Origin of the sequence: Bradyrhizobium sp. CCBAU 51765 (genome assembly GCF_015291725.1) — a bacterium.
Taxonomy (GTDB): domain Bacteria; phylum Pseudomonadota; class Alphaproteobacteria; order Rhizobiales; family Xanthobacteraceae; genus Bradyrhizobium; species Bradyrhizobium liaoningense.
The window spans coordinates 1395882-1408433 of sequence record NZ_CP030038.1 but is presented as its reverse complement, the minus strand read 5'-3'; the positions used below and the strand labels follow the sequence as shown (position 1 = coordinate 1408433).

At 63.3% G+C, this 12552-nt stretch carries 12 protein-coding genes; 4 read left to right on the top strand and 8 right to left on the bottom strand.

What is annotated here, in order from left to right; genetic code table 11:
- Positions 1–222: 222 nt before the first annotated feature.
- The gene (locus XH96_RS06630; RefSeq protein WP_165935878.1) at positions 223–390 is read right to left on the bottom strand and encodes a hypothetical protein; all 168 of its coding nucleotides are present in this window, start codon (positions 388–390) and stop codon (positions 223–225) included.
- A 114-nt stretch (positions 391–504) separates the two neighbouring features.
- Here XH96_RS06630 and XH96_RS06625 point away from each other — a divergent pair, with 114 nt between their 5' ends.
- The gene (locus XH96_RS06625) at positions 505–1641 is read left to right on the top strand and encodes an alpha-hydroxy acid oxidase (protein WP_194391587.1); all 1137 of its coding nucleotides are present in this window, start codon (positions 505–507) and stop codon (positions 1639–1641) included.
- A gap of 173 nt (positions 1642–1814) precedes the next feature.
- Here XH96_RS06625 and XH96_RS06620 read toward each other — a convergent pair whose 3' ends face one another.
- The 7 genes from XH96_RS06620 to XH96_RS06590 form a co-directional block, all read right to left on the bottom strand.
- Positions 1815–2441: a hypothetical protein gene (locus XH96_RS06620; protein WP_194391585.1), complete on the bottom strand. Its 627-nt coding sequence runs from the start codon at positions 2439–2441 to the stop codon at positions 1815–1817.
- Between the two features lie 65 nt (positions 2442–2506).
- Positions 2507–3346 (bottom strand): shikimate dehydrogenase, encoded by an 840-nt coding sequence (locus XH96_RS06615; protein WP_194391583.1) that lies wholly within the window; start codon positions 3344–3346, stop codon positions 2507–2509.
- Between the two features lie 117 nt (positions 3347–3463).
- Positions 3464–5206: a SulP family inorganic anion transporter gene (locus XH96_RS06610; protein WP_194391582.1), complete on the bottom strand. Its 1743-nt coding sequence runs from the start codon at positions 5204–5206 to the stop codon at positions 3464–3466.
- A gap of 93 nt (positions 5207–5299) precedes the next feature.
- The gene (locus tag XH96_RS06605) at positions 5300–5572 is read right to left on the bottom strand and encodes a helix-turn-helix domain-containing protein (protein WP_131869233.1); all 273 of its coding nucleotides are present in this window, start codon (positions 5570–5572) and stop codon (positions 5300–5302) included.
- A 360-nt stretch (positions 5573–5932) separates the two neighbouring features.
- Positions 5933–7996, bottom strand: coding sequence for an elongation factor G (locus XH96_RS06600; protein ID WP_194391580.1), 2064 nt, complete (start codon positions 7994–7996; stop codon positions 5933–5935).
- Between the two features lie 222 nt (positions 7997–8218).
- Positions 8219–8833 (bottom strand): SDR family NAD(P)-dependent oxidoreductase, encoded by a 615-nt coding sequence (locus XH96_RS06595; protein ID WP_194391578.1) that lies wholly within the window; start codon positions 8831–8833, stop codon positions 8219–8221.
- Positions 8834–8835: 2 nt separating this feature from the next.
- A complete protein-coding gene (locus XH96_RS06590) occupies positions 8836–9747 on the bottom strand; it encodes a bifunctional 2-polyprenyl-6-hydroxyphenol methylase/3-demethylubiquinol 3-O-methyltransferase UbiG (protein WP_194391576.1) in 912 nt (303 codons plus the stop codon).
- 274 nt (positions 9748–10021) lie between these two features.
- Here XH96_RS06590 and XH96_RS06585 point away from each other — a divergent pair, with 274 nt between their 5' ends.
- The 3 genes from XH96_RS06585 to XH96_RS06575 are packed head-to-tail and all read left to right on the top strand — an operon-like array spanning position 10022 to position 12523.
- Positions 10022–10474, top strand: a complete 453-nt coding sequence (locus XH96_RS06585) for a MaoC/PaaZ C-terminal domain-containing protein (protein ID WP_194391574.1) — start codon at positions 10022–10024, stop codon at positions 10472–10474.
- Between the two features lie 22 nt (positions 10475–10496).
- Entirely contained in the window at positions 10497–12284 is a 1788-nt protein-coding gene (locus tag XH96_RS06580) for an HAD family hydrolase (protein WP_194391572.1), read from the top strand.
- On the top strand, positions 12284–12523 hold the full coding sequence (locus XH96_RS06575; protein ID WP_194391570.1) for an acyl carrier protein: 240 nt from the start codon (positions 12284–12286) through the stop codon (positions 12521–12523). Before XH96_RS06580 ends, XH96_RS06575 begins: the two co-directional genes overlap by 1 nt.
- The last annotated feature ends 29 nt before the right edge of the window (positions 12524–12552 follow it).

The following is a 12552-nucleotide window of genomic DNA, read 5'->3' as shown; positions in this document are numbered from 1 at the left end:
TCGTCCCCCAAAAGGCAACAACCAGGGGATCCCCTCTACAACCACGGGATGCCCGAAAGGGCCCCGCATCCCTGATTTGCTGGGGTCTTATAATGCTATCGCGGCTAACTTGGCTTCAAGAAATATGATGAATCATTACGGAACCGGGCGCGACGCCGGCTCAGTAAGATCTTGTTAACACTATATTTCCGGCCGAAGCGCGGCGCCGAGGCGGAACCTGCCCTAGCGGGTGCGCTTCACATGGCCATCCTCCCGGCTCGGCGCCGGCTGGGTGACATTGACGGGATCCGAGCCCGGAAAGGTCTCCTCCAATCCCTCTTCCAGCGCCTCCTCGAGATCGTGCTTCTCCTTGATCTCTTCCGGCGAAGGTCCAGCGTGCGGCCTCGTCATCGCGCCCTCCTGCAAAACGTCCTGCAAACGATTTGGCTATGCATCCAACCATGCTAGATGACCCCGAAATCTTCCGATGCAAGACTTCCAAGCAAGACGGGCCGGGGAAAAGACATGAAGCACATCACCTGTATCGATGATCTTCGCGCGCTGCATCAGCGCCGCGTGCCGAAGGCGTTCTTCGATTATTGCGACCGCGGCTCCTATGCGGAGGAAACGCTGCGCGCCAACCGCGAGGACATGCAGGCGATCAAATTCCGCCAGCGCATCCTGGTCGACGTCTCCAAGCGCGACACCTCGACCACGATCCTGGGCGAACCCTCGACCATGCCGCTGATGCTCGCGCCCGTCGGCCTGCTCGGCATGCAGCACGGCGACGGCGAGATCCACGCCTGCCGCGCCGCGCAGGCCGCCGGCATCCCGTTCACGCAATCGACCATGTCGATCTGCTCGATCGAGGACATCGCCGCCAATGTCGAGAAGCCGTTCTGGTTCCAGCTCTACGTGATGAAGGACCGCGGCTTCATCAAGGCGCTGATCGAGCGCGCGATCGCGGCCAAATGCTCGGCGCTGGTGCTGACCGTCGACCTCCAGGTGATCGGACAGCGCCACCAGGACATCAAGAACGGCATGACGGTGCCGCCCGAATGGTCGCTGTCGAAGCTGATCGATTTCGCCACCAAGCCGGCCTGGGTGTCGGGTGTGCTCCAGGGCAAGCGCCGCACCTTCGGCAATCTCGCCGGTCATCTGAAGGTCAGTGACGACATCACCTCGCTGTCGACCTGGATCAACTCGCAGTTCGACACCTCGCTGAACTGGAACGACATCGACTGGATCCGTTCCATCTGGCCGGGCAAGCTGGTCCTGAAGGGCATTCTCGACGTCGATGACGCCGAACTCGCCGCAAAGACCGGCGCGCAGGCGATCGTGGTCTCCAACCATGGCGGCCGTCAGCTCGACGGCGCACCGTCCTCGATCGAGGTGCTGCCGGAGATCGTCGACACCGTCGGTGACAAGATGGAGATCATGTTCGACGGTGGCATCCGCTCCGGCCAGGACGTGATGCGCGCGCTCGCGCTCGGCGCGAAATCCTGCATGATCGGCCGCGCCTATGCCTATGGCCTGGGTGCCGGCGGCCAGGCCGGGGTCGCCAAGGCGATCGACATCATCCAGAAGGAGCTGCTCACGACCATGGGCCTGTGCGGCGTCAACCGGATCGACGAGATCGACGATCATATCATTGCAATGTGAGCACCGAGGCGCAAAAAGCCGCCTCAATCACCACTGTCGTCCCGGACAAGCGCAGCTCCTGACAACGCGCAGCGTTGACCGGAGCGGAGCGCAGATCCGGGACGAGCGCGCCTTGGAGTGCGCTTGTCCGGGACGACGAGGGAATTTGTGGCGGTAGCTGCGTGCTCCGCCCCTCACATCGGCGGCGCCAGGCCGTCGCGGCCGACGCTGACGCGGTTGGTCTCGAACGAGCCGTCGGGCAATTGCTTCATGAAGGCGATGACCTTCGCACCCGGCTTCAACTCGGATTTGTCGCTCGGCACGAAGGTCACCACCGGCGTGTTGTCGGCGACGAACACCTTCTTCTCGCCGTCCTTGTACTTGACCAGCAGCGTGTGGCCGTCATTGCCGACGACGCTTTCGGCCACGGTCGCATTGGTCATGCTGGAGTTCGGCTTGAGGTCCCAGGGCCGGGAGCCCTCGCCGGTGCCGCGCATGCTCTCCGGAAACACGTGAACCTCGACCGCGTTCTGACTGCCGTCCGGTCCCGGCACGGTGGTCGCACCGATGAACGAACCCGGCTTGATGTCGGCGAGTGAAATCCTGGTGATCCCCGACACGTTCACGTCGGAGGCGATATGGAGCTTGATGTCTTCACCGCTGCGCGACTTGACCTGCATGGTGTCGCCATTGACGCTTTCGATGGTGCCGCGCACGCGCGTCGGCACCGGCGCCCTCTGCGCGAAGGCGCAGTAAGTCGAGACGGCCACCATCGCGACGGCGATCAGGGGGCGCGTGAAAGTTGCACGTTGAACAGACATGACGGTCTCCGATTGTCCCACGACGGTAGAACTCCGGAGATGGTGTGCTATTCGCCGCGCCCCACTCAAGTCTTTGTGAGATCGGCCTCGACCAGCGCGCGTAGCTCGGCCGTGACCTCGGGCCGCCGGCCGAACCACAGCTCGAAACCGCGCACCGCCTGGTGCAGCAGCATGCCGAGCCCGTCGGCGGTCTTCAGGCCGCGCGCCGTTGCTGCGGCCAGCAGCGGCGTTACCAGGGGAACATAGACGAGGTCGGCAACGACGGCCGCCTGCGGCAGACGCGCGACATCGAGATCGAGCGAAGGCTGGCCGTGCATGCCGAGCGAGGTCGTGTTCACGAGAAGTTTCACGCGCGGCAGCACGTCGTCGATCGCGTCCCACGGCAGCGGACGCACGTTCGGCCCGAACTGCGTTGCCAACGCCTCGGCCCGCGCGACGGTGCGATTGGCGACATGCACGCATTTGATGCCGCGTTCCAGCAGGCCGAACACGACCGCGCGCGCGGAGCCTCCGGCGCCCAGCACCAGCGCCTCCTCGGACGCGCCCCAGCCGGGCGCGCTGGCGTCGAGATTGTTGAGGAAACCTTCGACATCGGTGTTGGTCGAACGCAGCTCACCGTCAGCAAACCACAGCGTGTTCGCGGCGCCGACCGCCTTTGCGCGGGCGTCAGGCGTCGACAGCGCCAGCACGGCTTCCTTGTGCGGGATGGTGACGTTGGCCCCGACGAAGCCGCGGAGCGACAGCCGCAGCACGAAATCGCGCAGATTCTCGGGCGGCACCGCCTCGATGACGTAGCCGCCTGCAATGCCGAGCGTGCGCAGCCAGTAATGATGGATCAGCGGCGAGCGCGAATGCGCGGCCGGCCATCCGATCAGACAGGCTGCAGGAGCCTTGGTCAGGGTCATCCGTCCCTCGGGAAGTGTGGGAGGCGATCCATTTCGCGTCCCGCAGGCCCTGTCAAGACGCCGGCCCGCGCGGCCGCGGCAGGGTCGGTCAGATCGGCCGGCGCGATAGCAGCGTCGTCAGCTCGCGGCAGCCTCGTCGGCGGCCCGGCTCTTGATGTCGGCGATGGCGCGCTCGAGGCTCGTGCGATAGCGCGCGCGCGGCGGCGTCACGCCATGGGTGAGCAGCGCGCGGCGGACCGTGGGCGAGGCTCCCGTGATGAACAACTTGATGCCCTGACGGTGCGCCTTGGCGGCGACGCGGCCGAGCACGTTGGCCGCGGTCGAATCCAGGAACGGCACCGCAGCGAAATCGACCACAAAGGCCTTGCGCTCGTCGGCGATGCCATCGAGCACGCCGCCGATCGCCGAGGCTGCGCCGAAGAAGAACGCACCGGTGATGCGATAGACCAGCACGTCGCGGTCGACCGCGAGGGCGGAATCGTAGGGAACGCGATCGCCATTGCCGTCGTCGGGGCGATCGGCCGCCACCAGCGGCGTGCGTTCCTCGATGCCCGTCATCTCCGCCATGCGGTGGATGAACAACACCGCGCCGAGCGCGAAGCCGACCAGGATGCCCTCGGTGAGATCGCGGAAGACCGTGAGCAGGAAGGTCGCCAGCAGCACCACGGCATCGCCCCATGACGAACGCAGGAGCGTGGCGAATTCGTGCTTCTCCGCCATGGTCCAAGCCACCACGACCAGCACGGAGGCGAGCGCGGCCAGCGGAATGTAGCTCGCCAGCGGCGCCGCGATCAGCATGAACAGCAGCAGGAACACCGAATGCAGCATACCAGCGAGCGGTCCGCGCGCGCCGGCGCGGATGTTGGTGGCGGTGCGTGCGATCAGGCCGGTGACGCAGATGCCGCCGAACAGCGCCGAGCCGACATTGGCGGCTCCCTGCGCCACCAGCTCGCAATTGGAGCGGTGACGGCGGCCGGTCATGCCGTCCGCGACCACCGCCGACAGCAGCGATTCGATGGCGGCCAGCAGCGCGAACGCGATCGCATCCGGCAGCACGGCGGTCGCCTTCGCGACCGAGAACGCGGGCAGCGCCGGCGACGGCAATTCGCGCGGAATACCGCCGAAGCGCGAGCCGATGGTCTCGACCGGGAGCGACAGCACCGCAGTCGCCACCGCCGCAAACACGACCGCGATCAGGATGCCGGGCCAGGACGGCCGCCAGCGGCGCAAGCCGGCGATGATGGCGATGCTGACGATGGCGACAGCGACGGCGGACGGATTGATGGTGTTGAGGCCGCCGGCGAGCGCGACGAGCTTTGGCACGAACTCGCTGGGTTCTTTCCCTGCAAGCGTGATGCCCGAGAGATCGCGGAGCTGACTGGCGAAGATGATCACGGCGATGCCGGCGGTGAAGCCGACCGTCACCGGATAGGGGATGAACTTGATGTAGGTGCCGATCCGTAGCAGGCCCGCGGCGACCAGGAACAGGCCCGCCATCATGGTGGCGAGGATGACGCCATCCACGCCGTGCCGCTCCGCGGTCGCCGCGACCAATACGATGAACGCGCCGGCCGGTCCGCCGATCTGGAAGCGGCTGCCGCCGAGCAGGGAAGCGATGAAGCCGCCGACGACGGCGGTATAGAGACCGCGGTCCGGCGTCACGCCCGAGGCGATCGCGATCGCCATCGACAGCGGCAGCGCGACGATCGCAACCGTCAGGCCGGCGAAGACGTCGGCACGGAAATCCGCGATGCCATAGCCTTCGCGCCAGACGGTGACGAGTTTCGGCAAATACAGTTCGGCAAAGGTCGGCTGACGCAGCTGGTGCAGCCGGTTTGCCTGATCGGTCGTGATGCTCATGCCCACAATGCTCCAAAGCACCGTGCGCCCCTTCGTTGCCGAGGTGCGACGATGCGCTAGCCCATCCTGATCCCGGGCACGATCAACGCTCGATCATGCTCCGACGCGGCGCGGCTGCCCCGGCTCCTTCAGGCGAACGCCACGCCCGCCGCCGTCGCTGCGGGCCTGCTCGCCGATCAGCTCGACGCCGGCCCGGTCGAACGCCTCGACCACCTTGATCAGGGTTTCGACCACGCCACGAACATTGCCGGTGCTGGCCTCCATCCGCTGGATGGTCGGCAGCGAAACGCCGGCGAGCTCGGCCAAGGTTTTCTGGTCAATGCCGAGCAGCGCGCGCGCTGCCCGCATCTGGAATGCCGTGATCACCTTGGCCTCACTTATCAGTCCCTATAAATGATATCTAAAACATATACAATGATGTAAAATACATCAACAGGAATCGAACACAAGAGCTAACCTCTCCCGGTTCGTCCGCGGGGAGAGGTTCTGCGAATCCTCACGTCTGCCTGAGGCAGGTCCGCATCCACAGCGTCACTGCGAGCGCAGCGAAGCAGTCCAGAGTCTTTCCGCGGAGGGATTCTGGATTGCTTCGCTGCGCTCGCAATGACGGTGGGAGGAGAACGGAGAGCCCAACTCTTACCGCGCCCGCGGAAACAGCCCCTGACCCCGCCCTCCCCCCGCGAAGAGGGGGGAGAGGGTGTGAGGGAGCTGAGACTCCCTAACGTCTTACGCCGCGTGCTGATGCGCGGCGATGATCTGGTCGGCGGCGCGGCCGGTGACCTCGGCCATGTGGTCGAACTGGCGGGTGAAGCTGCCGGCGCCGGCGGTGGCCGAGCGCAGCTCGACGATCAGTTCCCCGATTTCGGCTTCGGGCATCATGGCGCGGACGCAGTCCCAGCCGCTCCAGCCCTCGCGGGTGTCGAAGCCGAGAATCTGGCCGCGCCGCGCCGACAGGATCGCATTGATCTTGGCAGTGGCGTCGGTCGGGCAGACGATCTCGACCACGTGGATCGGCTCCAGCAAGACCGGCTGGCATTGCGGCAGGCCTTCGTTGAGCCCGATCCGCGCGGCCGTACGGAAGGCGAGATCGGAGGAGTCGACGCTGTGATAGGAGCCGTCGGTCAGCGTCACCTCCACGTCGGTGACGGGGAAGCCGAGCGGGCCGCGGGCCAATCCGTCGACCACGCCTTCTTCCACCGCCGGGATGTAGTTGCGCGGCACCGCGCCGCCCACGACCTTCTCGCCGAACCTGAAGCCGTCGCCGCGCGGCAGCGGCCTGATGTCGAGCACGACGTCGCCGAACTGACCGTGGCCCCCGGACTGCTTCTTGTGCCGCCCGCGCTGGGTGATCGGCTTGCGGATGGTTTCCTGGTAGCCGATCCCCGGCGGATGCGAAGTGACCTTGACGCCGAAGCGATCACGCAGCCGCTCGCCGGCCACGCGCAGGTGCATCTCGCCCTGCCCCCACAGCACGGTGTCATGGGTCTTGGCGTTCTGCACGACGACGAGTGACGGATCCTCCTCATGCAGCCGCGTCATCGCCTGGCCGAGCTTGACGTCGTCCTTGCGATCGACGGCCGCGATCGAGATCGCGAGCACCGGCGCCGTCGGCTCGATCGTGATCAAGGCCGCGGGCGGGGTCTTGCCGTTCGACACCGTGTCGCCGGTCTTGATCGCCTCGAGCTTGGCCAGCGCCACCGTGTCGCCGGCTTCGGCCGAGGCACGCTTGGTATCGTAGGCGCCGTTGACGGCGAGGATGCCGGAGATACGCCCCAGGCCCCCGGAGGCGGATTGCAGCGTCGCTCCGTCGTCGAGATGGCCGGCAAGCAGGCGCGTCAGCGACAGTTTTCCGCCATGCTGCGAATGCAGTGTCTTGAAGACGTAGCCGAGCGCGTCCCTGGACTCGGGAACGCCGAGACGCTTCGCCGTCTCCGCGATGCCGGGCGCCTCGTGGCGCAGCGCCTTCATCAGGCGCAGCACGCCGTTTTCGCGCGCAGCCGAGCCCAGCAGCACCGGGCAGATCAAGCCTTCGCGCAATTCGCGGGCGAGATCGTCGAACACGGCATCGCGCGGCGGCTGGATGTCCTCGAGAAGCTGCTCCATCAGCGCATCGTCGTGATCGGCAAGCTTCTCCAGCATCGAGAAGCGGGCTTCCTTCTCGCGATCGAGATCGCCCCCTTCGAGCGCGACCACCTCGGAGGCCTTGTGCTCGCGATAGATGAAGGCGCGTTCCAGCGCGAGATCGACGAAGCCCTCGATCAACTCGTCCTTCCAGATCGGGATCTGGCGCAGCACCAGCGGCACGCGCGAGGCAGGCTGCAGCATGGCGAGCGTCTCGCGGATGCGCTTGTTGGCGCGATCGATCTTGTTCAGGAACAGGAAACGCGGGACCTTCAGCTCCTCCAGCTCGCGCAGGATGATCTGAAGCTGCGGCAGCTTCTTCTCGTCGGCCTCGCAGACCACGATTGCGGCGTCGACCGCGGGAAGCGCGGCGCGCATGTCGTGGGCAAACTCGACGGAACCGGGACAGTCGAGGAAAGTGTAGCTGTCGCCCATGAAACTCGTGGTCGCGGCAGTCAGCCCGACGGTCATCTTGTGATGACGGGCCTCCGGCGTGGCGTCGCCGACGGAGGTTCCGCCGTCGACGCTGCCCGCGCGCGGGATTGCGCCCGTTCGCGCCAGAATTGCTTCGAGAAGTGTGGTTTTACCGCTTTGGAAAGGGCCCACCAGCGCGATGCACCGTGGACCCAATGTTTTATTGACCGGGGGACTTCTGACGTCTTGTCCCATTCGCCGCCTCCTTGGTGTGGAGCTCGGCCCGTGATTGGGTCGGCAAACGCGGATGCTCTGCCCCTCCCCGAGATTTGGCAAGCATCAAACGTCGCTGCGGTGCGTCGTCAAGCCTGATTGATCTCGCTCGTCGCGACCGGCGAAGAACCGGTCAAGCGCACCCGTTCTTCGGCATGAGGCGAGCCAGCATTGGTTCCCTGCAGAGACCGCGGGTCGGCCGCCTCATCCGGCCCGATCAATCATCCAGACAAGAGTTCTCGCGACAGCCTCCGACGATCGCAATTTCCCGTCCTTCTTCAAGGCGATGAAGTCCTGCACGCCGGGAAATTCGGAGCCGCGGATATGTGCTTGCATGTCCGTGTCGACCACACCCGGATTCAGATTGAACACGCGTCGCCCTTCCGTCTCCACGGCACGGACATAGCCTTCGAGCGCGGCCTTCGCAGCACAGTAGAGGGACCAATGGGGTATCGGCTTGGCCGCCGCTCCGGATGTCACGTTGGCGATCTCGCCGTCGGGGAAATGGCGCAGGAAGGTCGTGATCGCGATGATCGGGGAAGCCACGTTGACGGTAATTTCATGCAAAATTTCGGCCACACCAAACGAAGCCGCTGCACCTATGACTTGGGTCGCTGCATTGTTGACGAACACCGCACGATCGAACTGTTCCGAACGCAGCGACTTGAATATGGTATCGAGCTTTTCGACATCGACGGCGGATAGATCGAACGCGGGCCGGTTCAATTCCGCCACGCGCCACCCGACCCGTTCGAATTCCTGCTTAAGAGCCCTGCCCAGTCCCCGGCTCGTGCCCGTGATGATGACGAGATTGGTCATCTTCAAAGCGGTTTTGCACAGAGGAAACCGGCGAGACTGGGCGTCAGATTGCGCGGCTTAGAACCCGGAGCGCTCTCTTCCTGGATACGCGAGATTTGAAAGCCGGCTTCGCTAAGCATCTTCTCGACCTCGACGGGATGACGAATGAGGAAGATGTGGTCGGAATGGCCCGCGTTGAGTGCGGCGGTGATAAAAGCTTGCCCTCCCGGGCGGATCATGTCGAATAGCCAGCGGCAGAACTCCGCTGGATTTTCCAGATGTTCGAGGACCTCCTGGCAAATCAGGAAATCCGCCTTGACGTCATAGCCGTAGCGGATGTCGCGGTTTTCCAACCTATACCTAGATTCGTAGCCGAACGATTTCATCACCCGGCCGGTGTAATCAAGTGAGTGCTGGCTGATGTCGAAACCAATGCCCCGAATGCCCGGTTTGTTGTCCAGGGTGATCTTGGAATACATGCCACAGCCGACGCCGACTTCGAAGAATACGCCCTCATCTTCGATCCGCGGCAAGACGCAGCTCGTGAATCCGATCAGCGTGAAGTAATGCTGCGGCCAGACGTAGTGCGAGAACCAGAGACCCGGCAGATAGTTCTGAGTCATGTGGTCAGCGTTGTCGTACAACGCCGCGCGCACCTCCTCATAATTGGAGGCACGATATTTTCCGCTTCGCTCGAACATGACCTGATGGCGCATGGAATCGTTCGCGAACTCGGCGTAGCAACCCAAGGCGTCTTTCAGTCGACCCGACAACGGACTGCCGATGTCACCATACATCCCCTCGATGGCCGGCACCGCTTCCTCGACCCAACGCGGCCCGAATCGCTTTTCTGCAGCAAGAAACGGGGTCGCGAGAACCGGATAATTTTCCTGCATCTCGTTACAAATGGCGGCCCATTTTTGCAGATTGTTCAACAAATTGACCTCGTCTTTCCTGTGAACTGCGAAAGTACCACCGAAATCCCGCGGCAAACAAGCTGAACAGGAACATCGGCAATTCGCCCCGGACGCACCACCGGGCCGGCACCTCGCCGCTTCAACCCCGCAGAGCTGTGGTCTGAGCTCTAACTCTAGTTGGGCTTTGACTGCCACACCCGCTTCATGGCAATAGTCTGCAACGTCGGGCAACAGTTCGGCAATAATCAGCTATCGATCGCCATCATTGCGGCCTACAGCGGACCAGCCACGAATGTTGACAGCCTTTCACGTCGGCCAGACCCATCATCTGGGAATTCCGATCACCCGGGATGACCTGGCCCGATATGTCGCGCTGTCCGGCGACACTGCTCCTTTGCATGTTGACGCGGAGTTCGCAAAGGCCGCAGGCTTCGACGGCGTCGTCGTGCACGGGGCTTACCTAATGGCCCTAGTGTCACGCCTCGTCGGAACGGAATTTCCGGGCCCGCGATCGGTCCTTGAGCGAGCGGATATTGCCTTTCGCAAGCCATGCTACGCACCCTGTGACGTCAAGCTGGCAGCGACGGTCAGGCAGATCAGCGAGGCTGTCGCGACGATTGTACTTGATATCGCGATCACTGACGACAGCGGGACTGTTCTGGCATCGGGCAAGACCTGGCATCGCATTCTGGATGTGAGGTCGCTCAATGACGCGACCGATAACGATTTACCAGTAACCGTCTAGCTCTAATCGGAACTCCCGGCGTATGGATTTGCTGAACTTGCCGCAGGCGTGGGAACTGGCCGATTTGCCGTTCCATCGGTTGATTTCGCTCGGCCGGCGCATCGAACGAAAGGACGGGCAGCCGAACTTGCGTATTGCGCTGCTCGGCGACGCGGCCACCCAACATTACGGGCAGGCACTCGCCGCCACCTTGAAGTTGAGGGGATGGTGGCCTGAGATATACGAGGCCGAGTTCGATACGATACGCCAGGAGATATTGAACCCGGCGAGCGAACTCTATCGCTTCGATCCGGAAGTGGTCATCCTGTTCACGGCAACCCAGGCGCTCTACCACCGTTTTGCGCGAAGTGCCGAAAAGGCCGCGTTCGCGGATAGCGTCAGCAGCGAGATGGTTGAACTGTGGAAGCGGGTTCGGTCGCGCAGCAACGCTATCCTGATTCAGCACAATTTCGTGGTGCCGCTCAATCGTCCGTTTGGCAATCGCACCGCGAGCGAGCGCGATACTTTGACGTCCACCGTAACCCGGATAAATCAGCGCCTTCTCGACGCCGCTTCCGAGCAGGGCGTGAAGATCGTCGATACCGAATTTCAGGCCGGCTACCACGGCAAGCGCCATTGGCTCGACGAACGACTCTGGTGCCAAGCGAAGCAGGCATTGTCCCCGTCCTTCATCCCATCACTGGTCAAGAACGTCAGCGATACCATACTGGTGGAACGCGGCGCCGGCATCAAATGCGTGATCGTCGATCTCGACAATACGATGTGGGGAGGCATTCTGGCCGAGGACGGCGCGGACCGGCTCGAGATTGGGCAGACCGAACTCGGGCTCGCTTTCCAGCGCTTCCAGATCGCTCTGCTCGAACTGAAATCTCGCGGCGTCCTGCTCGCGGTCTGCAGCAAGAACGACCAGGCGAACGTAACTGACGTCCTGAAAAATCATCCAGACATGATCTTGCGTTGGGATGATTTCGCGGCCGTCGTCGCCAATTTCGGCGACAAGGCCAGCAATATTCTCGCGATCCGGGAAAAGTTGAACCTCGGCCTCGACAGCTTCGTCTTCCTAGACGACACAGCTTTCGAGCGGTCGCTCATCCGAACGGCGTTTCCCGCGATGCAGGTACCGGAGTTGTCGACTGACCCCGCCGACTTCATCAGCGATCTGGCCCGCTGGAATTTGTTCGAAGGCCGGTCGGCGACGGCCGAGGATCTGGCCCGGCTCGCCTATTATCAAGCGGACGACCAGCGTCAGACGATCCGGGAGAAGTTCCACGGGCTGGACGACTTCATCGCCGAACTCAGGATGGAGGCGCACATCCTGCCGTTCGACAGCTACGCGCTGCCCCGTGTCCTTCAGCTTGTCCAGCGCAGCAACCAATTCAACCTCACGACGATCCGGCACAGCGAGGCCGATCTGCGCCAGCTTGCCGCTGATCGCGACGCCGCGGCTTTCTGCATCCGGCTGGCCGACCGGCTCGGCGACAACGGCATCATCGCAACGGTGATCTTGAGGAAGTCGGGCAGTGATGCCATCGTCGACACGTGGATCATGAGCTGCCGCGTGCTCGGGCGCCGCGTCGAGGATCTGACGGTTCAGGTTATGGCCGAAAAGGCCAGGCAACTGGGCTGCCGCAGGCTGGTCGGGCGCTACATCCCGACTACAAAGAACGGCATCGTCGAAAATCTTTATCCGCAGCAAGGTTTCGCCGCGGCCGGCGAAGAAGGCACAACGCGCGTCTATTCGCTGGATCTTGGCCAATACCAGCTCCAATCCATCCCGATCATCATTCACGAACCAGAGCCACAATCATAATGAGCAATTTTGAAACACGCGTACAGAACGTCTTCCGCGAGGTGTTCGACAATCCGGACTTGAACATCTATCGGGAGATGCAGGCAAAGGACGTCGTCGGTTGGGATTCGCTGAATCACATCACCCTGATCATGACGCTCGAGGAAACCTTCAAGGTGAAGTTCAGCACCCGCGAGGTGATGGGCTTCCAGAACGTCGGCGAGATGATGGACTGCTTGCGCGGGAAGCTTCCGGCGTAGCCAATGGCGTTCAGCGATCTGCGTTACCT